Here is a 21,807-nt window from a genome sequence, read left to right as displayed (position 1 = left end):
ATTCTCACATCAATCTTTTTTATTATTGTTGTTTCTCATATACATGGTAATAATACGTATATGGGTTTTTTTCATCCGTTAAACCTTTTTCTACAAAAATCTCTTTCCAATTTGTCATATCTATTTCTGGGAAGAATGTATCTCCTTCAAATGCATGATGGATTTTTGTTATATATAACTTGTCTACATAAGGTAAAAAGAGGTCGTAAATTTGCGCTCCACCAAAAATAAAAATCTCTTCTTCATTTTTACATAGTTCAAACACTTCTTCTACAGAATGAACAACTTCACAACCTTCAACATGATACCCTTCATTACGAGTTACAATAATATTACGTCTTCCAGGCAGTGGTCTACCAATCGCTTCATAGTTCTTTCTTCCCATAATAAGCGGGTGACCCATCGTTGTTTTCTTCACGTATTGTAATTCACTCGGTAAACGCCAAGGTAAATTATTATCTTTACCAATTACTCTATTTTCGTCCATAGCGACCATAAATGAAACAATCATTTTTTCATCTCCTCTACAATTATACTGCAACCGGTGCTTTAATTGCTGGATGCGGATCGTATCCTTCAATCGTTAAATCTTCCATTTCAAAATCGAAAACAGATTTCACATCTGGATTTAATGTAAGTTTCGGGAATGGACGTGGTTCACGTGCCAATTGCTTTTCTACTTGTTCAAAATGATTTGTATAAATGTGTGCATCACCAATTGTATGAACAAACTCTCCCACTTCAAGTCCGCATTCATGTGCAATTAAATGTGTTAGTAGTGAGTAACTTGCAATGTTAAATGGAATCCCAAGGAATATGTCACCACTTCTTTGATATAACTGACAAGAAAGCTTTCCATCTGCTACATAAAACTGGAATAGCGTATGACAAGGCGGTAAGGCCATACTTGGTACATCTTCTGGATTCCAGGCAGAAACGATTAAACGACGTGAGTCTGGTGTTTTTTTAATCATTTCAATTACATCTTTTAATTGATCAAGTGTCTCACCAGCTGTCGTTTTCCAAGCACGCCACTGTTTACCGTAAACGTCTCCTAAATAACCATATTTATTTGAGAACTCATCATCTTCTAAAACGTTCTTTTTAAACAATTCCATTTGCTCGTCGTACTGTACTTTAAATTCTTCATCTTGTTGTGAGCGAAGACCAAAATCAGTCATGTCAGGACCAGTATACTCATCACTTTCTACCCAGCTCTTAAAAGCCCATTCATTCCAAATGTTATTATTATGCTGCAATAAATAGCGAATATTTGTATCACCTTTCATAAACCAAAGCAGTTCACTTGCTACAAGGCGAAACGGTACTCTCTTTGTTGTTAATAAAGGAAAACCTTTACTTAGATTAAAACGCATTTGATATCCAAATACAGATACAGTGCCTGTCCCTGTACGGTCTTCTTTCTTCGTACCATGTTCCATTACATGGCGGCATAAATTTAAGTATTCATTTTCAGCATGTTTCATATGTAGGAAAACCTTCTTTCAATCGTATATGCAATTTATCATAACATGAAAAATGATAAATTTAATAATCCTAATTAATAAAATTTCTTGCGCTAATTCTTACAAAATTATTAACTTTCCAAATATAAAAAGGTTTTCATTTTCTATTACCGAAAGTATAGTGCGGTAGAACAAAATTTATATTTGGAGGTTAGAAGTATGTCTAAAATTGAAACGCCTGTTATGACTTCTTTACAAACAACGACTGAAAAAATGATGAAGGATTTAAATGTTCCTGGTGCTGCTGTCGCTGTTATAAAAGACGGTGAAGTTATTATTTCAGAAGGTTTCGGCTATCGTAATATAGAAACAAAAGAGGCTGTTACACCGAATACTCGATTCGCAATCGGTTCCTCAACGAAAGCATTTGGCACACTTTCATTAAGCTTGTTAGCACAGCAAAAAAAGTTTAATTGGGATACCCCTATCCAGTCTTATATACCTAACTTTACTTTATCTGAACTACTTGCTAGCTCACAAGTTACAGGACGGGATTTAGCTTCTCATCGAACTGGAGTGAGTCGTCATGAGGCTCTTTGGTACAGTTCTTCCTTATCTCGAAAAGATCTCGTTGAAAAAATAAAACATTTACCACTTGATGCACCGTTCCGAACTGCATTTCTATATAACAATTTAATGTATGCAACAATTAGCTACATTGTTGAAAACATTACAAATCAAACGTGGGAGCAATACACTACAGAACATATTTTAGAACCTTTAAATATGAGACATACAAACTTCTCTGTTAACGATTCACAAACTACAGATGATTACGCTTTACCTTACATTGAAAATGACGGTGAAATAAAAGCAGTTCCATTCCGTAACATCGATACAGTTGGCGCTGCTGGGTGTATTAATTCCACAATTGAAGATATGGCAAATTGGGTACTTCTCCACTTAAATGAAGGAAAATTTGGAGATCATGAATTAATCTCCTCTGAATTATTACAACAAATGTATACACCACACAATTCAATTCCAGACCAACCGGTTTTATCACTCCCTGAATCTCCATTAAATAGTTACGGTCTTGGTTGGTTTATTAGCGCTTATCGTGGTAAAAAAGTGATTCATCATGGCGGTAATATCGATGGATTTTCAGCGCTTGTTTCATTCATACCAACAGAAAACATAGGCCTTGTCATTTTAACGAATGCTGGAGGAACATTACTTCCTACTTATCTCGCTAATCAAATTTATGACGAACTACTTGAATTAGAATCCATTGATTGGCATAAACGTGCTGTAGAAGATACTAAAAAAATGAAGGAAATGATGAAAGAAGCAACTGAATCCCTCCCTGAACAAATTAAAGGGACTACACCTTCGCACAAGTTAGAGGATTATACTGGTACTTTTGAACATCCTGCATACGGAACATTACAAGTATACAAACGAGATGATTCGTTATATGTACAATTTATGGAAATGGATATTCAATTAGGGCATCATCATTACGACATCTTCTCTGCAAAAGTTGACTTATTCCAAATGAAAATGAGCTTATTATTCGCTTATGAAATGAATGTAAGTGGTGAATTCCCATCCCTTCAGTTACATGTACCAGCTACATTAAGTACTCAGCCGCTTACATTTAAGAAAATTAAATAAGTATTTTGATGGTAAAAAATAAAGGTAGGTGCGAATCACACCTACCTTTTCTATTTCATATCAATCTTATCTGATTGAAACCAAATTGGCTTCGATAACTCAAAGTTATTATGATCCTCTAAAACTATAGTAAGGCGCTCTAACATATCATCTAACATATGCGGCGCTGCTCGTAATGTCCAGACAACTGAGGAGAAAACTGTCATACCAACGTACACCGTGTATAATTTCCAGAATTCCTCTGGTATTTTTCTATTAAAGTATCCTTCTATTTGTCCGATTGAATACGGAATACTAATGTCCCTTGCAAACAGTGCAATTTTCACAAAATCATGAAGTGGATCGCCCCAATCGTAGCCATTAAAATCAACAACACCTACATATTTTCCATCCCGTACAATTATATTTTCTAAGTGAAAATCATCGTGTTGAAATCGATTTGGGCGGTTCTTTAAATATATTTCATTTTCTTCAATAAACTTTATGATTTTATCATCATTTTTTATGTTTATTCCACATGTTTTATATGCCTCTAAATATTTACTATGTTTTTTCATTGCTCTTTCATACCATGGAAGTATATTATTAGGAGCTTCATATGTATGCATTTTTGCTAAATCTTTCCCTGCCTCTATACCAATATCATATTGTTCTTTTGGTGAATACGTAGGCAATAACTTCTTCGCATCTTCCCCTTCTAAATACGAAAAGATGCCATAGCATAAACCTTCTTCTGCCAACAAACCTATTTCAATTGGTTTTTGTGCTTGCACACTACGATTTTGTATTTCATTTAAAATTTGAAACTCTATTTTCTTTCTTTCATACTCTTTTATATCGCCTGTCCGCAATAAATATTTATCATTATTCGCACTCGTAATTATATATTTCTTATCAGGTGAAAAACCTTTAGAAATTTCTTTAATATCCACTGCATTTTTTACTATTTGTATATTGTTTTGCCATGCTGTAATTATCTTCATATCTATTCCCCTTACATTTCTGCATTTGGTGTATAGGCAACTTCTACAATAAATCCATTCGGATCGTAAAAATCAATCGTATAGTAACCTTCCGAATAATGATTCATTTCAATTGGACCACGTATTACCTTCACTTTCGTACTAGAAAGAAAATCTGCTACTTCCTCATCTACTTCTTTAAAGTATATTTCACTTTCTCCTGTGCTATATGCTATTTCATTTAACTTTCTCCACCCAATTATGGAAAACAACTTATTATAAAAAGAAATGGATTCCTCTAAATTTGCTACCCAAAATTCAATATGATGAATGCCTGCTCGCAGTGTATTCATATTAAGAATACGCTCCTTGTACTACTTGCACAATTTCCATCGGCTTATGAACCATGTAATCTGGTGCATCTTTTTTCACTGTTTCAATAACATCATATCCCCAAGATACCCAAATTACGTTCACTCCAGCCTTTTTACACGCTGCTACGTCTCGCTGTTCATCACCGACATATAACATATCTTTCTCTGTTATTTTTTTTGATTTCAAAAATCTTTTTATCATTTTATCTTTACCAAACAAATTTTTAGAACAATACACTTCTTGAATATTTTCGATACCATTCTTGTGTAAAAACGCCCGAATATGCTCTTCTGAGTTCGATGATATGACTGCAATTCCGTAGCCTTTTTTATGTAGTTCATCTAATACTTCTTTCATCCCATGGAACAAAACGAGATTTTTTATAGCAGGCTGATATAATTTATAAAATTCCAACGCTAATATCGGTAGTTTATACAGTGGTACATTAAGTTGTTTACATCTCTCTGGCATCGTTAATTTACGTAAATGTTCAATTTCGTCTTCCTTTACTGCTTTATACCCATGTTTTTCAGCAAGTTGATTATAAATCGGTACAAATATATTTTGTGAATCTACTAATGTGCCATCAAAGTCAAAAACAATATATTTTTGCATTCCCATACTCCCTTTGCTTCTTTTTTCTAAACCTATGTTATTCAACAACATAGTTGTCTGTCCCTTCTATAAAAATAAAAAAGAACAAGATTTTCTCTTGTTCTTTTTAAGACAACCATTTCGGTGGTACATTCGTATTCCAATAAATATTTCCTAACTCATGATGTCCAGAGTATCCATCATCAAAACGGTGGTAATGGAAATTAAAATAATAACCATCTTGCGGTGGATGATCTCTTCTTACATGGAAACGCAATAAATCATTTCCAGATTTCGTATCGTAGACGTGAAAAATCTTCTCATTATTTCCACCAGCTGGTTTTTGAGAAATCGCTAATGATTGTAGTGAATCTTCTGGTACATCACTAGCAAGCTCAGCAATTGCCTCTTCAATTTTCGGTAATATTACATCTTTAAACTCATCTTCAATTACTGGACCAATTTTAGTACCAAACTTTTGCATCGACTGCTTCTCTGCTTCTTGCATTGCATAAGTAATAAAAGTATCGGTGGTTAACCTGTCATTCGTTTCTTCATATGTATAGGACGTGCTCTCCAAACTTTGTTGCCCAGCTGTGCTCGTAGGCTTGTCCGCAGCTTTGGCATTATCAAGTAATATGGAAGGAGGCGTCACTAAACCAAATGTAAACACGGTAATTAATGCGACTAAGGTTTTTCTAAACCAATTTGGCATTTATGTTCCCTCCCCTTTCACTCATTATTTTTTATATAACGGTGGTTTCTTCTATTATACAAAATGATTGTAATTTTTGCACTTTACAATTTTGTTAACGTTCACATATTTTTCACTTGAATATGAAATTGTAAGATTTCATACAATAAAAATACAACAACAATAAGGAGGCGATCAGATGACTTTAGATGTCATGTATTCCGCCGCAAGTATACTCGTTTTAGTATATTTTATTTATCAATGTGTTACAGACTAGAAAAAGAGCCGTCACTGGCTCTTTTTTAATGGTACAAATACAATCCATACAATTAATAAAATAAAAACAACGCTGCCTACCACAGCTGGCAATAAATAAAACTGTGAAAGTATAACTATTCCATATAAAAGTATTGCTGGTAGTAGTAAATAACGATCTGCCTTCCATCTTAACAATAGTAATTTCCCTTCATCACAATATAAACGAAGAAACATCTTATTCGTAAATTCATTCCAATAATCACGTGCATAGCGAGAAATTGCAACTACAGCAAATACGAGAACAATAGCTGCAATCCACCTTGGAGTCATAATTATACTTGCAGTACTGATACATACAATTTGAATATAAAATATTCGTGCAGTACTTGTACGGAAAAATTCTTTCAAAAAAGATTCGACAATACGAGAATCAGCTTTTTTCCCTAAAAGTCTTTTAGAGCGCGGAAACATCCACGGTTTTTTATTCGAACTACTCGGTTTAGCCGCATGACCACCAACTTGCATAATTCCGCTCGTCCAGCGCATGCTTTCCTCCTTTTCTTTCTCGATTTCTTTAAAAAAGAACTTTTTATAATTCATTTTCTCTTTTACTAATACACTACTTAAGAAAATTACTAGACCGATAAATAGAATTGAATACAACGGATTTTTATAAATAAAAAATAAACTAATTCCAAAAAAGGACACGCTCATAGAAAATACTACATTTTTTACAATCCATAAAACCCATCGTTTCCCCACATGTACATGAACAAATCTCGTTAACAACGACAACATAAATCGAAATATAGTAAAGAATACCCAAAATAATAGGACTTGTATCTCTGTTACTTCGATACTTTTCATCAACACTGGTAACATAATAACGACTACTATTATATTCGTTATCGCTATTCGAACAAATGTGTACATCATGCCATACTGGACTAATTTTCGCATATGTGTTGCATACGAAATTAAAAATAAACTATCCGCTTGCTCAAAAAATGAACGAACTCCTCTTGGATATGTTACTAGATAAAATGCGAGTAATCCTAATCCGAAATAAATCGTCTCTTCCGTTGATAATTCATTTATCCATAGCGATCGATAATAGATTCCCATAAATATAAGTGCTGGAATAATATATAATGCGACTGTCCAATCTGTTACCGAACGTATAGACTTCCATTTCCGCTCAAGTTCATGGCGTAATCTCTTATAAAATTGTTGTTTAATCATGTTGTTCACGCCTTACAATTACATCAAAGCAGTCTAATAATGAACTACCCGGCATTTCCGCTAATATTTGAATAGATTCTAAATGTCCATCTGCGACTAATGTACCTTGTGAAATGAGTAAAAATCTTTCACAAATTTTTTCAGCAGTATCTAATACGTGCGTACAAAGTAAAATTCCTGCCCCGCGCTCTTTTTCTTTATATAAATAATTTAAAAACTCTTTCGTAGCTACTGGATCTAAACCGATAAAAGGTTCGTCAATGATATAAAAATCTGGCTCAGTTAAAAACGCCAATATTAGCATAGACTTTTGTTTCATGCCTTTTGAAAACTTTGATAAATACTCATGTTTATGCTTATTCATTCGAAAAATATGTAATAATTGTTCCGCTCGTTCTTCCCAACTTCCCATTTCACTTCCACGAGCTGCCATTAATAATTCAATATGTTCCCAGAGCGTCAAGTAATCATAGTATGTTGGATGTTCTGGTACGTATGCATACGGATTTTTCTTTTCACCGAATGATATTTCACCGTCCATATTTACAAGTAATCCGAGTATCGTTTTAATCGTCGTACTTTTCCCAGCACCATTTACTCCAATAAGAGCAACTAGTTCACCTTTTTCGATAGAAAAAACTATATCATGAATTGTTTTTTCGCCTATTTCATATCCAGCTGAGCGGATATTTACTTTTAACATGCATTCCCCTTCTTTCCATTTCCAATACAATCAAGGAAAAGAATAACATATAACTATCTATATATCATTATAAAATATTTATTTTCATAGCAGGAAAAAACATTTTTTAACAGAATATTAAATGTTTGATTACATTTTATTGGAGTTGATAATATGTCTTTTCAAATTCGTGAAGCAACGATAGATGATATAGACGCACTTTGTTCTTTAACGAAAGAATTAAAAGGTTCCTCTATTTCCTATGAAGATATGAACAACCGCCTACAATTCGTACAAATGAGTCCGTTTGATTTTTTATATGTTTACGAGGAAGAAGAAGCTATATTTGGATTACTTGGATTTCGTATACGTGAAAATTTAGAAGATGTAACACGTTATGGAGAGATTTCAATTATTAGCGTTGATTCTAACATACGACGGAAAGGCATTGGACAAGTTTTGATGGATTATGCCGAGCAATTAGCAAAGAAACATAATTGCATTGGCACATGGCTAGTTAGTGGAACAAAAAGAGTAGAAGCTCATCCTTTTTACAAAAAATTAGGTTATGAAGTAAATGGCTACCGATTTGTAAAATATTTTTAAACTACTTTATAAAGTGAAGGGACTATAACTATGACAAACATTAAAGCAATTTTCATTGATCGTGACGGTACAATTGGTGGTGACACTACAATACATTATCCAGGATCTTTTACATTATTTCCATTCACAAAAACATCCTTGCAAAAACTAAAAGCTAAAAATATAAAAATTTTCTCTTTCACAAATCAACCCGGTATCGCAGATGGAATAGCAACTGTAGCCGATTTTGTACAAGAATTAGAAGGCTTCGGTTTTGATGATATTTATGTATGTCCTCATAAACACGGTGATGGTTGTGAATGCCGTAAACCAAGTACAGGCATGCTGCTTAAAGCAGCAAAAAAACATGGACTTAATTTAACACAATGTGCTGTAGTTGGTGATCGTTGGACTGATATTGTTGCAGGAGCAAAAGTAAATGCGACTACGATTCTAGTCCGAACAGGCGCTGGGTATGATGCTTTGCATACGTACCGAGACAAATGGGCACATATTGAACCAAACTACATTGCAGATAACTTTGAAGATGCAACAAACTGGGTTTTAAATCAACTATAATACAAATGAAAATCTTGATTCACCCGAAATAATTTAAAACATAGTTAAAATAGCCTTTTTGGCAAATAATTGTATTCCACAAAACGGATCACCTCAAAAGGTAGCAAGTTCCCTTTTGATACGCAAACATTGCAATTCAAATTATATTTTTTATTAGTAACAGCAATTAACGTAAAGAAGAAATAGCTTAGTGGCTATCCCTTCTTTATTGACTTCTATTATTTACATTTGTTATCTGTTTTTATTGAGTATTCTCATCGTTTTTATACTCCAAAATATCCCCTGGCTGACACTCCAAAGCTTTACATATCGCTTCTAATGTTGAAAAACGAACCGCTTTTGCTTTCGCATTTTTCAAAATAGAAAGATTCGCCATCGTAATTCCAACCTTCTCTGAAAGCTCCGTTACACTCATTTTTCGTTTTGCTAACATGACGTCAATATTAATAATGATTGTCATATCCGCCACCTCAAACCGTCAAATCATTTTCTGATTTTATGTGAATTGCCTCTTGTAGAAGTCGTTGGAGGATAGCAGCAAAAACGGAGATAACGAGCGAAGCAAAAACGATAATGAGTCCCACTAACCCAATAGGAGGGTCCATTTTTTTCGCTATAAAATAAAAAAGTGGCAAACTTAATACATACAAACCACTGATTGTAATTGCACAGCGCTTTATATTCTTTAACGCCTTTACTGATAATTCCGAGAACGCTGTGTTCTCATCAATGTACTGTAAAAGATTGAAAGCCTGATAAAGAGCAACGTAAAAAGGCACAGCTGCTCCATACATTACAATGAAAACAAGATATTTTATCGGAGTAATGTTAGGATACAAATTCGCTGTGAAATCCGCCATTTCCGGCACTAAAAATATGCATAAAGCAAGCACTGAAATTCCAGCAAGAAAAATAATTACTTTTAAGAACATTGTTGAACTTCGTTTAAGATTCATTTACAATACCTCACTTATTTAATGGCAACATAATTTTATCACAACATTTATTGTTTAACAATAAATAAATATCGTTTTATTTTTGTCATGTTTTTTAATTTAGGCAAAAATAAAAAAGAATTTCTCATTACAAAGAAATTCTTTTTCTTGAAAATGCCTCTTTCAACTTAATTTTTTAAAACGTTAATTCGTAATGGAAATAACGATTATCTCTCAAATAGCCATTTTCAGCGTATAATCGTTGTGCTGATAAATTATCAATCTCTGTTTGCAATTTTACACCTTTTGCTCCATTCTCTAATGCGTATTCTTTAGCAGCTTCTAATAATTTTTTACCTGTTCCGGCTCCACGCTTCGCCGCTTGTACAAATAAATCATTTAAAATCCATAATTCTTTCATTGAAATGGAAGAAAATGATGGATATAGTTGTGTGAACCCAATATATTCGCCGTCTTCAACTGCTACGAAAATAACGGACTCTTTTTTCTCAATTCGATTTCGTAAAAATACTTTTGCACCTTCTAAATCAGAATCTTGTCTATAAAACATGCGATAGTTATTAAAAACTGATGCCAGTCCATCTAAATCTGCAATTGTTGCCTCATATATTCTCATTTTACTCCATTCCCCTTCCAATACTGTCTCATTATATCCGTTGCCCATTTAGGCTGGTGTATTTCTTCTGTCGGCATAAACTCTTTCATTATTGGTTTTATATCCAATATAGGAGTGCCATCAATAGCATCTAATCCCTCAACAATAATTGATTTACCTTCTCTTTTGATCACCTTTACAATTGTTACACCTATGCGATTCGGACGATTTTTCCCGCGCTGTGCAAAAATACCTACTTCAGGATAATCCTTATTATTTCTAGGATGTCTAGCAAAATACTGAATTTGCTCGTCAGTTACTTTATGAAAATAAAAAACAACTTCAATATGAGAAAAATCTTCAATCCCTTGTATACTTTTTTCTGCATACATTTCAGTTAAAGTTATACGGGATCTTACTTCTCCCCACTCATCATCTTTTATTTCCTTTCTTTCATTATGTACAAATGCGATTGGTTGAACTGAAAACATACGCATTCCCCCTCAAATGTAACCACTTACATTATAAAGTATTTTCTGAATGTTTTCCAGATATGCGAATTAAGTTTACATAATATAATTATAATCTATTTATCTAAAGCTACCTTGACCGCTTCAATTGCATGTATATGGGTCGTATCAAATATCGGGACTGATACGTTTTCTTGCTTTATTAATAAACCTATTTCCGTACAACCTAATATAATTCCTTGTGCTCCTTCTTGTACTAATTCTTCTATAACCCTTTTATAATACTCTCTAGATTGAACTACTATTTTTCCTAAACATAATTCTGTATATATTACTTCGTTTACTTTTTCTCTATTTGTTCCTGATGGTACTATTACTTTTATATCATGCTCTTCAATACGTGACTTATAGAAATCTTGCTCCATTGTATATTTAGTTCCAAGCAGACCAACCTTTTGAATGTCTTTTCTTTTAATTTCTTTTGCAGTTGCATCAGCAATATGTAAGACTGGAATATCAATTTTTCCCTTTATTTTTTCAACTACCTTATGCATTGTATTTGTACAAATGATTATAAAGTCTGCTCCTCCCTTTTGTAATGAATATGCCGCATTCCCTAGAATTTCTCCAGCACCATCCCAATCTCCGCTAGACTGACATCGTTCAATCTCTTCAAAATCCACACTATTAATCAAACATTTTGCTGAATGTAGCCCTCCTAATCTCTCTTTTATTTCTTCATTAATAATTCGATAATATTCAGAAGTTGATTCCCAACTCATGCCACCTATAAGACCTATCGTTTTCATATAAACACCTACCTAAACTATTTTTATAAAACTAATAACAACGTTTTATTGTGTATATTATACATAATAAAACAAGACTTTAAGTTTGGAATATAAAGTCTTGTTTTAACGGAAATATGGAAATAATAAAGAATAATTCTACTTTCATTTCCAAGGAAATTTTTATAGAATATTCTGAAATTAACAATCTGATGTTTTTATAAATTCTTTATACTTATAATTAAAACACTCTCGATACAGCTCTTTGATTTCATCATATGATGGAACACGTGGGTTATTAGCTGGGCTACCACTTTCAATTGCATCTGATGCCATTTTAGAAATAGCATTTTCAAATTCAATTTCATCGATTCCGTATTCTTTTAAATTTGGAATACGAAGATCAAAGCAAAGTTTTTTTATTTCACCAAGTGTGTAGTCTGCTACTTCCTCATCAGAATTCGAATACAAATCCTTATTTAAACTACGTCCAATTTTTGCTAACCTTTTCATTGCACTTGTTTTTGTAAACTCTAACACTGTAGGTAATAGTATGGCATTTGATATTCCATGCGGTACATGAAATAATGCTCCCACTGGCCTTGACATTCCATGAACTAATGTAACTGATGCATTAGAAAATGCAATTCCAGCTTGTAAAGAAGCAATCATCATCGCTTCTCTTGCCTCCATATTACGTCCATCTTCATATGCTATACGTAAATATTTCATAATACTTTCAATAGCTGAAAGAGCAAGTACATCTGTAAGTGGTTGTGAAAATTTAGAAATATAAGCTTCAATCGCATGACATAACGCATCTATTCCTGTTGCTGCCGTAATTTGTGGGGGTAACGAACTTGTCAAAACTGGATCTATAATTGCTACTTTCGGTATAAAACTAGGATGCTTCATCATCATTTTTACATCTGTTTTTTTATTCGTAATTACTGCTACACTTGTAACTTCCGATCCAGTACCAGAAGTTGTTGGAATTGCAATAAGTGGTAGTGGATTGTTTTCTATTTTAATATCCTTTTGGACATAATCCTCAACTTCTCCACCATTTGTATATAAAACCGCTACCGCTTTCGCAGCATCAATACAACTTCCACCACCAATACCGATAATAAAATCGCACTTTTCCTCTTTACAAAGAGATAACGCTTCTAATACGTGTATATTTGTAGGCTCAGCATCCACTTTATTATATGTACTAACAGTAATACCTTTCTTATTTAGTTGTTGCATACACTTTTCAACATATCCTAATTTCTCCATAATTGTATCAGTAACTATAAAAGCTCTTTTCCCTAACTTTTTTGATTGTTCTCCCAGTTTTTCAAGCGAATTCCTTCCATATAATACCGACTTTGGCATACGAAACTCAGAAACCTCTTGCAAGTCCCCCACCCCTTCTTATCCTAATTAATATTTTATAACATAAATTATCGATTTGATGAATCTTTACGATTCAAATTTTTTAATAGAGTCCTGTTAAAGTATAGAATGCGATAACTAAAAATACAGCAACCGTTTTCAAAATTGTAATAGCAAATATATCTTTATATGACTGTTTATGTGTTAATCCTGTTACTGTAAGAATAGTAATAATAGCCCCGTTATGTGGTAGTGTATCCATTCCTCCTGATGCCATTGATACGATACGGTGCATAACTTCTAATGGAATATCAAATTGATTGGCCGCTGCAATAAATTTATCTCCCATTGCACTTAATACTATTCCCATTCCTCCTGATGCCGAGCCTGTAATTCCAGCTAAAATATTCGTCGTTACTGCACCATTCACTAACGGATTTGTGAAAGTAGCAGAGATGCCATCTCTCATAATTGCGAAACCTGGAAGTGCTGCAATGACACCACCGAATCCAAACTCAGCTCCTGTATTCATCGTTGCAAGTAGCGCTCCACCAATACTTGTATTCAATCCAGCTTGGAAACCTGTTACTACTCGCTTCCAATATAATAATAACGTTGTTAAGATCCCTATAATAAGTGCCAATTCTACAGACCAAATTCCTACTACTGCACTTAATTCTACTTTTCCAAATGCTTTCATACCAATTGCAGAAAAATCAAAACCGCTTGGATACCACTTCGGTATCATAATAGTAAACACTTTATTCATTACACCTACTAAAATAAGTGGTATAAATGCAATAAGTTGTTGTGCTCTTGTGATTTCAATGTTATTAATTAATGGCATATTTTTTTGTTCTACTTGCAAAGATGCTGCCATTTCAGTATTTCCATCATTAAAACCAAAGTATCCTTCACCTGCCGCTTTTGCCTTCTTACGTCTACTCTCTAAATATAGTAAACCTACTGTAAGAACAAAAATTGCTCCTACAATCCCAAGTATCGGTGCAGCATAAATATCCGTTTTAAAAAATGTTGTAGGTATTACATTTTGAATTTGTGGTGATCCAGGTAACGCATCCATTGTAAACGTTACTGCTCCAAGAACAATCGTTCCAGGGATTAAACGCTTTGGAATATTAGCTTGTCGAAACAACTTAGCTGCGAACGGATAAACAGCAAACACTACTACATACACACTAACACCACTATACGTTAAAATAGCCCCCATTAATACAATCGCTAATATAGTACGTTTTTCACCAACTAACTCAATAATTGTTTTTGCGATAGAATCTGCAATTCCTGACATTTCCACTACTTTTCCAAATATTGCTCCTAATAAAAACACAGGAAAATATAATTTTATAAATCCAACCATTTTCTCCATAAAGATATTAGAAAAGAAAGGTAATACATAACTAGGTTCTGTCAAAAATACTGCAAATAATGCAAATATCGGTGCGAATAAAATAACAGAAAAACCTCTGTATGCTACGAACATAAGTAAACTTAGTGCTAATAATATAATAACTAACTCCAATTTTACCCCTCCATTAAACAGAATATTCTAAATTTTATTGATAAATTTCTACTAACCTTTTAATTCTGACATCCCTCCTCTTATTCATACAAATTTTTATGCTAAAAATGTCTAATTATAATTATTCGATTACATATGAAAAATCCCTTTAAACAGAAACGAATTCATCGTCATACGTTATAAAGGGATTGCTAGAATCTATATTTACTGCTGTATTAAATTTTTCTCTACACAAAAATGATACAGTTCTTCAACATCTTTCACTATGTAGGTCGCACTAACTTCAGTCAGTTCTTTTTTACAGCCATAGCCATATAAAACACCAATTGAAGCAATTCCATTCTGATTTGCACCTATTATATCGTGCTTTCTATCACCAATCATTATCATTTCTTCTTTATTTAGTTCTTCATTTTTTTGTAAAATATGAGCAATTATTTCTTCTTTTTTTATTCTCGTACCATCTAAATTACTTCCAATGATGTCTTCGAAATAATTCGTTAATTGAAAATGCTCTATAACTTGTTTCGCAAATACAGTGGGCTTTGAAGTTGCTACAAATATGCGATTCCCTGAACTTTTTAATTGTTGCAAGAGCTTCAGAATCCCCTCGTATACATTATTTTCAAACAATCCACGCTGCTTTAAATACTCACGGAAGTAAAAAACTGCACGTTCAACCTCTCCTTCACTCATATTATATCTCTCTACGAATGATTGCTGAATAGGAGGACCTATAAATGAATCTAACTCACTTATATGTACTTCTTCAATTCCTACTTTTTTTAACGCATACAAAACCGAATTTACAATTCCTTCTTTCGGATCCGTTAAAGTTCCATCTAAATCAAATAGAAATGTTTTATACATGTTTCATTCCTCCACTTAATTTGCTGTATAAATAACTGCTAACATCTCTTCCACTTCTCCCTATTATACTATCATTATCTATTTTTTCGAAAAATCAATTTCCATATGTCACATACTTTCAGTTACAAAATACGATAGATATGATAAAGTAAAAAAGTTACAATTATTTTAATAGAAACTGGTGAAACAAATGTCAATTACGTTAATTTTTATAATGGCTTTCACAATTGTAATCCACGCAGTTGAAACAAGCTCTTATAGTATTCGATTAGCGGGGGTTCGTTTAAAGAAGATTGCTGTCGCATTATCCGTCGTAGGAATCGTATTACTCATTTCAAGAACGTCAAACTTACTACAAGCCTTTTTACTTGGCGGGATTGTGGACGAAGCAAAACTAGATCCTTCTATTGATTTAGAGCATATTATACGTCTTGTACTATTATCTGCTTCTATCGGTACATTGCTTGCGATTATACTGTATCCAACTTTGACAAAACTATTTGGATATGTCATTCAAAACTTTGAAACAGACGGTTCTTTCATTCGAATGATGAAAACGAATAACATTCAAAAATTAAAGTACACAAAAAAATATGTCCGCTTTCCAAAGTTAGAAATGATTCATAGACTGCGTATCGGCGGTATTCCAAAGCGTATAATGCTTATTAACATGTTCGCTACTGCAATTTATACAGCGGGAGTTCTTTCCGCACTATATGCTTCTTTTTTAATTCCAGCTTTCGCAACAAAAGCCACTACAGCTTCTGGTCTTATTAATGGTTTTGCTACTATTTTATTAACAGTGCTACTAGATCCACGTATTGCTCTTTTAACAGAGCGAGCTCTTCAATCAGAAGAAGGTGCTGAAGCAATGAGTAAAATGTATGCTTGGCTAATGATTTCTAGACTTTTTGGTACATTACTTGCTCAACTGTTATTCATACCAGGTGCTTACTGGATTACATGGATTATAAAGCTTATGAATTAAATTTACTCTCTAAAAAAAAGCAGGTGAGATAACAAATGACTATACAAACAGAACAAGATATCATTCGCTTAATAGAAAACGACGAATGGATGATGAATGTATTACAAATGGCAAAATCACTAGAGCTACCTGATTGGTGGATTTGTGCCGGATTTGTTCGTTCTAAAATTTGGGATACTTTACATGACTATGAAGCTAAAACGGCTATGCCTGATGTTGATGTGATTTATTATGATAGTCTACATCAAGATGAGATATACGAACAATCATTAGAAACGAAATTAATGAATATTGATGCTACTATCCCTTGGTCTGTAAAAAATCAAGCTCGTATGCATGTAGTGAATAATATGCCACCATATTCTTCTTCTGTTAATGCTATATCTAAATTCCCTGAAACAGCAACGGCTTTAGGAGTTACACTTGATGAACTAAACAACGTTATCTTAACAGCCCCATGTGGTATTGAAGATGTCCTTTCCTTACAAGTGAAACCAACAGCTCATTTTCTTAAATCGAAAGAACGATTACATATGTACAAAAACAGAGTTATAAAAAAGAATTGGCAAAGTAAGTGGCCTAGCATCACAATCACATATCCAGAAATTTAGAAAGGGTGCCTCTCATTTATAGAAGCACCCTTTTCTTCATTTCAAAAAATGTATGACTGTTTCTGCAAATCTATCTGCTTCCTCATAATGAGGTGAATGACCGCTCTCTTCAAATACGATATACTTGCCGTTTCGGGCATCTTTATTAAATGTTTTAATTTGTTCTTCACACGTTACTACATCATGTTTTCCTACTATTAATAACATTAGATTTTGTACATCTTTTATTTTTGATAATAATGATGTATGACATGCTCCCTCTAATTTTAATCTATCAAAGTGAATTTTGGAGCGATTTGAAAATATTTCCCACTCTTCATCACTGTATAAACTCTCATCTGTCCTATCTTCCTTATTATTGTAAATCTCCATTCTTTTTTCTTCTAATTCAGCGCTTAATCTTATATAAGCTTCTAACAACTCTTCTGAACTAGCATCGCTAGATGAATAAGCAAAGCATTCTTTTGCTATTTCTTCTTTTCCATACTTTTTTAATAAATGCCCTGTTTTTTGTAACAAAGCCCTACTTGTTAATGCAAAATTAAAAGTTGGTCCTTCAAATATTATTTTCTCTATTGAACTTGGATATATCGACGCATAAAGCAATGCTACATATCCACCGAAAGAGTGTCCAATTATAGACCACTTCTCAATTTGTAATACTTTTTTTAATTCCTCACAGTCTTCAATCAAATCATTTAATCCAAAAGCTTCGTCTTCAGTAATTTCTTCTGAGCGACAAACACCTCTTTGATCTATCATAATTACATATAGAGAATCTTTTAAACGTTCCGCTTGATGAAATGAAAAATCATAACAACTTTCTCCTGGTCCACCATGCAAGTATAAGACTGGCTTATTTTTAGGATTTCCATGTGTTTCAACGTATAGCTTTTTCCCTCTAATATTCATGTATTTCCCTGCTTCTATCAAATTTTCCTTTATGATCACCACCCCTTTTTTACTGAATATTATAACATTTAATATTAAATAATTCCTATTACATTTAAGAAGACGATAATTATTGCAAGTGGTGCTACAAATCGAAGTAAAAATGCCCAACAAGTAAATACTTTCTTTCCATAATTTCCACCTACAAAAAACTCTGCTTCTAGTACCTTCTTCTCCATTTTGAATGAAACGAAAATACTAATAAATAGTGCTCCAAGTGGCATTAATATATTACTAGATAAGAAGTCTACTGCATCAAAAATATTCTTTCCGAAAATCGTAATATCACTCCATACTCCAAATGATAACGCTGATGGTATACCTACTAAGAAAATGCCGAAACCGATCAGCCATGATAATTTCGTTCTCTTTTCTTGTTCACCATTTGCTAATGCTGAAACAACAGTTTCTAGTAGAGAAAATGCTGATGTTAATGTCGCAAATGTAAATAGTGCAAGAAATACTGTTAAGAAAAATCCACCGAATGGGATTTGACTAAATACAGATGGTAATACGATAAATAGTAATCCAGGTCCTTCTGTTGGCTCCATTCCTAATGAAAATACGGCTGGAAAAATAGCAAGACCTGCAAATAATGAAACAAATAAATTTAATCCAACAATTGTTATTGCTGATTTTGGTAAACTTTCTTTTTTATTTAAATAGGAACTATACGTAACCATAATTGAAATCCCGATACTAATTGCAAAGAATGATTGCCCCATTGCGAACAAAATACTTTCCGAAGTAATCTTTGAGAAATCTGGTTGTAAGAAAAACTTCACACCTTTCATTGCATCATCAAGTGTTAACGAACGAATAATAAGAGCGACAAATAAAACGAACAATGCTGGCAACATATATTTACTTGCTTTTTCAATTCCGTTTTGTACACCCTTTGATACAACCCATATCGTAATGAACATAAAAGCGAAATGTCCCATAATAGCCCAAGCAGGATTCCCAATTGTTTCAGTAAATAATGTGCCGTAATTTTGTCCTGGCGTAATCAGTTGTCCAGTTATTCCTCTGAATAAATAAATTAATACCCATCCACCTACAACACTATAAAATGAAAGTAGTATAAAACACGTTCCAACACCAAGGCGTCCAATCCAATGCCATCCTGTATTTGGTGCGATGCTTTTAAATGCTCCAACTGCTTGTTTCTGCGTACTGCGTCCAATCATAAATTCAGCTATAAGTAGCGGTAGTCCAATTAAAACAGTAAATAATATAAATATTAAAAAGAACGCTCCTCCCCCACTCTTCCCAGCGATATAAGGGAACTTCCATATCGCACCAAGTCCAATTGCTGATCCGGCTGCCGCCATTATAAAACCTAATTTCGAAGTCCATTGCTCCGTCTGTTTCATCTCATTTTCCTCCTAATTAAATCTTTTTATATAAATAAATAAATTTTATAAACCTATTCAAATAAACCCTCCATTTCTTCTTCCATATAATAAAAAAATGGCCTAGCATCTCTATATAAAGAGACGCTAAGCCATTTACTTAACGCGGTACCACCCTTATTGATTCCATTATGAATCCACCTTAGTAGTAATCGTTTGATTACAAACCTAATATCGAAGGTTAACCGTTAAGATTTACTAAGAATGTAATTCCGTTCCACCTTACTGCTCCTAGGCGAGTTCAGGATGTCATTTGACTATGTCACACCAACCCATAGCTCTCTGTACAAATACATGACCTTACTACTCCTATTCAACACATTGTAATATTTAGAATATATTTTCTTTTGAAATTAACATGAAGTATATCGGTTATATTTGTAACTGTCAAGGGGTATATTGATTTTTTGTCGAAATGGTTCATATTGATAACTCACTTTTACTAAGCTTATTAGCAAAAGAAAGGGTCTATATTTTCATCTTTTCAAACGAACTAAAAAAAATCTTCGCGATAATCGCAAAGATTCTTTTTATGGTATAAGACGAGTACAATCTCTCGGAAAAGCACTAGCCTCTCGTACATTTGTTAATTCTAATAGTTTATATACAATCCTTTCTAACCCAATTCCGAAACCTCCATGTGGTGGACAACCATATCGGAATGTATTTAAATAAGATTGAAATTTCTCTGGATGTAATCCTTTTTCTTTAAACGAAGCGAGTAACAATTCATAATTATGAATTCGCTGTGCCCCTGACGTTATTTCTAGCCCTTTATATAATAAGTCGAATGAATCAGTAATAGCTGGATTCTCTTTATTTTGCATCGTATACATCGGTCTCGCTTCTTTCGGATAATGTGTAATGAAAACAAATTCACTATTATATGTTTCCTTTACATATTTCCCTAGTAACTTTTCACCTTCTGTATCTAAATCCCCTACAGGAGATTCTTTACGATACTTACTTTTCAAAATTTCTTGTGCTTCTAACAATGTAATTTTAGGTATTTCAGTAATAACAGGTACTTCTATTTGTAATAGTTGTAGTTCTATTTCACATTTTTTCGCTACTTGTTGAAACATATATCGTAAAACATCCGTTTCTAGTTGCATCACTTCATAAAAATCATGAATAAAACCAAGTTCTACGTCTAACGATATATATTCATTCAAATGACGGGAAGAATTATGATGTTCCGCTCTATATACAGGTGCAATTTCAAAAACTCGTTCTAACCCACCTGCCACCATCATTTGCTTATAAAACTGTGGTGATTGTGCTAAATAAGCTTCTTTTTGGAAGTATGGAAGCTTAAAAACATTTGCTCCTCCTTCTGCCCCTTGCGAAACAATTTTCGGCGTAAAGATCCGTGTAAAATCGTTCTCTATAAGAAATTCACTAAAGCTCTGAACGAGTGTAGATTTCACTTTAAAAATCGCTGCGGTTCGCTCATGCCTTAATGATATTACTCGCTCATTAAGTAGTTGATCTAAGCCAACTTGTAACTTCTTTTTATTTATTTCAAATGGAAGTGGCTCTGCACCGTTTATTACTTTCACTTCATGAGCAAGTACTTCAACACCCAATTCTGTTTTCGATGTCTCGACTATCTCACCGATTACATGGACAACACTTTCTACATCAACTTTATATCCGGCCAATTCATTTTCTAATACACATTGAATTACTCCTGTTCTGTCCCGTAATAATAAAAAACTAACATTTCCAAGGTGCCGAATTTTTTTTACCCATCCTTGAAGTAATACAACCTTTCCACTTTGCTTTGTACATTCTTTTGTGAGTGAACGCTTCATTATTGAATCCATTATTTTTCCCTCCAGTAATTTTATATTTATTTACGTTATTGTTGTCATCGTCATCATCCACGGTCACTCACCCCCTTTCAAAGAATACAAAAATCCGCCCCTATAAATAGGGACGGATTTTTTTCCGCGGTACCACCCAAATTGTCATACTGACCATCTTAGCCCTGATAACGGTAGGTACCGTTTGCTTTTACTAATAATCACGTTCAAAGCAACACTCACAGGTGTCTTTCCATCATGCGGTATCGCAACCTTCCCAGCAACCGGCTGCTCTCTGTAGATCTTTGCACCATGTAC

At 33.5% G+C, this 21,807-nt stretch carries 24 protein-coding genes and 2 other annotated features (1 of these 26 running past the window's edge); of the genes, 5 read left to right on the top strand and 19 right to left on the bottom strand.

From position 1 onward, the window contains the following. Positions 1-22: 22 nt before the first annotated feature. Positions 23-511, bottom strand: a complete 489-nt coding sequence (locus ACTFRM_RS25570) for a dihydrofolate reductase (protein ID WP_000637205.1) — start codon at positions 509-511, stop codon at positions 23-25. Between the two features lie 19 nt (positions 512-530). Then, positions 531-1,487 carry a thymidylate synthase gene (locus ACTFRM_RS25565; protein WP_322372805.1) on the bottom strand — a complete coding sequence of 319 codons (957 nt, stop codon included), beginning with the start codon at positions 1,485-1,487 and terminating at the stop codon, positions 531-533. A 198-nt stretch (positions 1,488-1,685) separates the two neighbouring features. Between ACTFRM_RS25565 and ACTFRM_RS25560 the strand changes: the two genes are divergently transcribed. Next, entirely contained in the window at positions 1,686-3,143 is a 1,458-nt protein-coding gene (locus ACTFRM_RS25560; RefSeq protein WP_322372804.1) for a serine hydrolase, read from the top strand. A 50-nt stretch (positions 3,144-3,193) separates the two neighbouring features. On the opposite strand, the gene ACTFRM_RS25555 is transcribed toward ACTFRM_RS25560, so the two are convergent. The 6 genes from ACTFRM_RS25555 to ACTFRM_RS25530 all read right to left on the bottom strand — a co-directional run bounded on the left by ACTFRM_RS25555 (position 3,194) and on the right by ACTFRM_RS25530 (position 7,971). Continuing rightward, on the bottom strand, positions 3,194-4,126 hold the full coding sequence (locus ACTFRM_RS25555; protein ID WP_322372803.1) for an aminoglycoside phosphotransferase family protein: 933 nt from the start codon (positions 4,124-4,126) through the stop codon (positions 3,194-3,196). Positions 4,127-4,137: 11 nt separating this feature from the next. Then, positions 4,138-4,458, bottom strand: coding sequence for a hypothetical protein (locus tag ACTFRM_RS25550; RefSeq protein ID WP_322372802.1), 321 nt, complete (start codon positions 4,456-4,458; stop codon positions 4,138-4,140). Position 4,459: 1 nt separating this feature from the next. Further along, positions 4,460-5,095, bottom strand: coding sequence for an HAD family hydrolase (locus ACTFRM_RS25545; RefSeq protein WP_025687389.1), 636 nt, complete (start codon positions 5,093-5,095; stop codon positions 4,460-4,462). Between the two features lie 106 nt (positions 5,096-5,201). Further along, entirely contained in the window at positions 5,202-5,789 is a 588-nt protein-coding gene (locus ACTFRM_RS25540) for a YpjP family protein (RefSeq protein ID WP_001134421.1), read from the bottom strand. Between the two features lie 267 nt (positions 5,790-6,056). Further along, positions 6,057-7,268, bottom strand: a complete 1,212-nt coding sequence (locus ACTFRM_RS25535) for an ABC transporter permease (RefSeq protein WP_000595449.1) — start codon at positions 7,266-7,268, stop codon at positions 6,057-6,059. Then, positions 7,261-7,971, bottom strand: coding sequence for an ABC transporter ATP-binding protein (locus ACTFRM_RS25530; protein ID WP_440043756.1), 711 nt, complete (start codon positions 7,969-7,971; stop codon positions 7,261-7,263). The genes ACTFRM_RS25535 and ACTFRM_RS25530 overlap by 8 nt, the downstream gene beginning before the upstream one ends. 153 nt (positions 7,972-8,124) lie before the next feature. Here ACTFRM_RS25530 and ACTFRM_RS25525 point away from each other — a divergent pair, with 153 nt between their 5' ends. Together ACTFRM_RS25525 and ACTFRM_RS25520 are read left to right on the top strand one after the other, a co-directional pair. Further along, positions 8,125-8,556, top strand: a complete 432-nt coding sequence (locus ACTFRM_RS25525; protein ID WP_000009777.1) for a GNAT family N-acetyltransferase — start codon at positions 8,125-8,127, stop codon at positions 8,554-8,556. 30 nt (positions 8,557-8,586) lie between these two features. After that, on the top strand, positions 8,587-9,114 hold the full coding sequence (locus tag ACTFRM_RS25520) for an HAD-IIIA family hydrolase (RefSeq protein ID WP_000181785.1): 528 nt from the start codon (positions 8,587-8,589) through the stop codon (positions 9,112-9,114). Positions 9,115-9,355: 241 nt separating this feature from the next. On the opposite strand, the gene ACTFRM_RS25515 is transcribed toward ACTFRM_RS25520, so the two are convergent. The 8 genes from ACTFRM_RS25515 to ACTFRM_RS25480 form a co-directional block, all read right to left on the bottom strand. Further along, positions 9,356-9,574 carry a helix-turn-helix domain-containing protein gene (locus ACTFRM_RS25515; RefSeq protein ID WP_000152532.1) on the bottom strand — a complete coding sequence of 73 codons (219 nt, stop codon included), beginning with the start codon at positions 9,572-9,574 and terminating at the stop codon, positions 9,356-9,358. A gap of 10 nt (positions 9,575-9,584) precedes the next feature. Then, positions 9,585-10,070, bottom strand: coding sequence for a DUF2975 domain-containing protein (locus tag ACTFRM_RS25510; protein WP_001050145.1), 486 nt, complete (start codon positions 10,068-10,070; stop codon positions 9,585-9,587). Between the two features lie 175 nt (positions 10,071-10,245). Continuing rightward, positions 10,246-10,686: a GNAT family N-acetyltransferase gene (locus ACTFRM_RS25505; protein ID WP_001223866.1), complete on the bottom strand. Its 441-nt coding sequence runs from the start codon at positions 10,684-10,686 to the stop codon at positions 10,246-10,248. Next, positions 10,683-11,156 (bottom strand): SAM-dependent methyltransferase, encoded by a 474-nt coding sequence (locus ACTFRM_RS25500; RefSeq protein ID WP_000493257.1) that lies wholly within the window; start codon positions 11,154-11,156, stop codon positions 10,683-10,685. Before ACTFRM_RS25500 ends, ACTFRM_RS25505 begins: the two co-directional genes overlap by 4 nt. Positions 11,157-11,251: 95 nt before the next feature. Beyond that, positions 11,252-11,944 (bottom strand): aspartate/glutamate racemase family protein, encoded by a 693-nt coding sequence (locus tag ACTFRM_RS25495; protein ID WP_440043754.1) that lies wholly within the window; start codon positions 11,942-11,944, stop codon positions 11,252-11,254. Positions 11,945-12,124: 180 nt separating this feature from the next. Next, on the bottom strand, positions 12,125-13,327 hold the full coding sequence (locus ACTFRM_RS25490) for an iron-containing alcohol dehydrogenase (RefSeq protein WP_001158674.1): 1,203 nt from the start codon (positions 13,325-13,327) through the stop codon (positions 12,125-12,127). 79 nt (positions 13,328-13,406) lie between these two features. Further along, positions 13,407-14,846: a GntP family permease gene (locus ACTFRM_RS25485; protein ID WP_000424332.1), complete on the bottom strand. Its 1,440-nt coding sequence runs from the start codon at positions 14,844-14,846 to the stop codon at positions 13,407-13,409. Between the two features lie 204 nt (positions 14,847-15,050). Continuing rightward, positions 15,051-15,716, bottom strand: coding sequence for an HAD family hydrolase (locus ACTFRM_RS25480; RefSeq protein WP_000278486.1), 666 nt, complete (start codon positions 15,714-15,716; stop codon positions 15,051-15,053). A gap of 190 nt (positions 15,717-15,906) precedes the next feature. On the opposite strand from ACTFRM_RS25480, the gene ACTFRM_RS25475 reads away from it, so the two are divergent. Continuing rightward, positions 15,907-16,704: a lipid II flippase Amj family protein gene (locus ACTFRM_RS25475; protein WP_000028911.1), complete on the top strand. Its 798-nt coding sequence runs from the start codon at positions 15,907-15,909 to the stop codon at positions 16,702-16,704. Between the two features lie 35 nt (positions 16,705-16,739). After that, positions 16,740-17,315, top strand: a complete 576-nt coding sequence (locus ACTFRM_RS25470) for a nucleotidyltransferase family protein (protein WP_000155287.1) — start codon at positions 16,740-16,742, stop codon at positions 17,313-17,315. A 36-nt stretch (positions 17,316-17,351) separates the two neighbouring features. Here ACTFRM_RS25470 and ACTFRM_RS25465 read toward each other — a convergent pair whose 3' ends face one another. The 3 genes from ACTFRM_RS25465 to aspS all read right to left on the bottom strand — a co-directional run bounded on the left by ACTFRM_RS25465 (position 17,352) and on the right by aspS (position 21,510). Next, complete coding sequence (locus tag ACTFRM_RS25465) at positions 17,352-18,227, bottom strand: alpha/beta fold hydrolase (protein ID WP_001026102.1); 876 nt, start codon at positions 18,225-18,227, stop codon at positions 17,352-17,354. A 74-nt stretch (positions 18,228-18,301) separates the two neighbouring features. After that, a complete protein-coding gene (locus tag ACTFRM_RS25460; protein ID WP_000814537.1) occupies positions 18,302-19,642 on the bottom strand; it encodes a sodium-dependent transporter in 1,341 nt (446 codons plus the stop codon). A gap of 116 nt (positions 19,643-19,758) precedes the next feature. Further along, positions 19,759-20,007: a binding site (T-box leader), on the bottom strand. A 204-nt stretch (positions 20,008-20,211) separates the two neighbouring features. Next, positions 20,212-21,510, bottom strand: a complete 1,299-nt coding sequence (aspS, locus tag ACTFRM_RS25455; RefSeq protein ID WP_000377346.1) for an aspartate--tRNA(Asn) ligase — start codon at positions 21,508-21,510, stop codon at positions 20,212-20,214. A 105-nt stretch (positions 21,511-21,615) separates the two neighbouring features. After that, positions 21,616-21,807, bottom strand: a binding site (T-box leader) (it continues 22 nt past the right edge of the window).

It is taken from the genome of Bacillus cereus group sp. MYBK227-1 (assembly GCF_051916325.1).
GTDB lineage: Bacteria > Bacillota > Bacilli > Bacillales > Bacillaceae_G > Bacillus_A > Bacillus_A cereus.
The sequence above is the reverse complement of the archived record's forward strand: the minus strand, read 5'-3'. Positions and strand labels throughout refer to the sequence as shown.

Bases quoted from the DNA above. Each gene is read 5' to 3' on its own strand.
- ACTFRM_RS25475 (WP_000028911.1), top strand. From the start codon at position 15,907: ATGTCAATTACGTTAATTTTTATAATGGCTTTCACAATTGTAATCCAC.
- ACTFRM_RS25460 (WP_000814537.1), bottom strand. From the start codon at position 19,642: ATGAAACAGACGGAGCAATGGACTTCGAAATTAGGTTTTATAATGGCG.
- ACTFRM_RS25570 (WP_000637205.1), bottom strand. From the start codon at position 511: ATGATTGTTTCATTTATGGTCGCTATGGACGAAAATAGAGTAATTGGT.
- ACTFRM_RS25470 (WP_000155287.1), top strand. From the start codon at position 16,740: ATGACTATACAAACAGAACAAGATATCATTCGCTTAATAGAAAACGAC.
- ACTFRM_RS25510 (WP_001050145.1), bottom strand. From the start codon at position 10,070: ATGAATCTTAAACGAAGTTCAACAATGTTCTTAAAAGTAATTATTTTT.
- ACTFRM_RS25465 (WP_001026102.1), bottom strand. From the start codon at position 18,227: ATGAATATTAGAGGGAAAAAGCTATACGTTGAAACACATGGAAATCCT.
- ACTFRM_RS25495 (WP_440043754.1), bottom strand. From the start codon at position 11,944: ATGAAAACGATAGGTCTTATAGGTGGCATGAGTTGGGAATCAACTTCT.
- ACTFRM_RS25515 (WP_000152532.1), bottom strand. From the start codon at position 9,574: ATGACAATCATTATTAATATTGACGTCATGTTAGCAAAACGAAAAATG.
- ACTFRM_RS25550 (WP_322372802.1), bottom strand. From the start codon at position 4,458: ATGAATACACTGCGAGCAGGCATTCATCATATTGAATTTTGGGTAGCA.
- ACTFRM_RS25505 (WP_001223866.1), bottom strand. From the start codon at position 10,686: ATGAGAATATATGAGGCAACAATTGCAGATTTAGATGGACTGGCATCA.
- ACTFRM_RS25525 (WP_000009777.1), top strand. From the start codon at position 8,125: ATGTCTTTTCAAATTCGTGAAGCAACGATAGATGATATAGACGCACTT.
- ACTFRM_RS25480 (WP_000278486.1), bottom strand. From the start codon at position 15,716: ATGTATAAAACATTTCTATTTGATTTAGATGGAACTTTAACGGATCCG.
- ACTFRM_RS25520 (WP_000181785.1), top strand. From the start codon at position 8,587: ATGACAAACATTAAAGCAATTTTCATTGATCGTGACGGTACAATTGGT.
- ACTFRM_RS25565 (WP_322372805.1), bottom strand. From the start codon at position 1,487: ATGAAACATGCTGAAAATGAATACTTAAATTTATGCCGCCATGTAATG.
- aspS (WP_000377346.1), bottom strand. From the start codon at position 21,510: ATGGATTCAATAATGAAGCGTTCACTCACAAAAGAATGTACAAAGCAA.
- ACTFRM_RS25535 (WP_000595449.1), bottom strand. From the start codon at position 7,268: ATGATTAAACAACAATTTTATAAGAGATTACGCCATGAACTTGAGCGG.
- ACTFRM_RS25555 (WP_322372803.1), bottom strand. From the start codon at position 4,126: ATGAAGATAATTACAGCATGGCAAAACAATATACAAATAGTAAAAAAT.
- ACTFRM_RS25530 (WP_440043756.1), bottom strand. From the start codon at position 7,971: ATGTTAAAAGTAAATATCCGCTCAGCTGGATATGAAATAGGCGAAAAA.
- ACTFRM_RS25560 (WP_322372804.1), top strand. From the start codon at position 1,686: ATGTCTAAAATTGAAACGCCTGTTATGACTTCTTTACAAACAACGACT.
- ACTFRM_RS25500 (WP_000493257.1), bottom strand. From the start codon at position 11,156: ATGTTTTCAGTTCAACCAATCGCATTTGTACATAATGAAAGAAAGGAA.
- ACTFRM_RS25540 (WP_001134421.1), bottom strand. From the start codon at position 5,789: ATGCCAAATTGGTTTAGAAAAACCTTAGTCGCATTAATTACCGTGTTT.
- ACTFRM_RS25545 (WP_025687389.1), bottom strand. From the start codon at position 5,095: ATGCAAAAATATATTGTTTTTGACTTTGATGGCACATTAGTAGATTCA.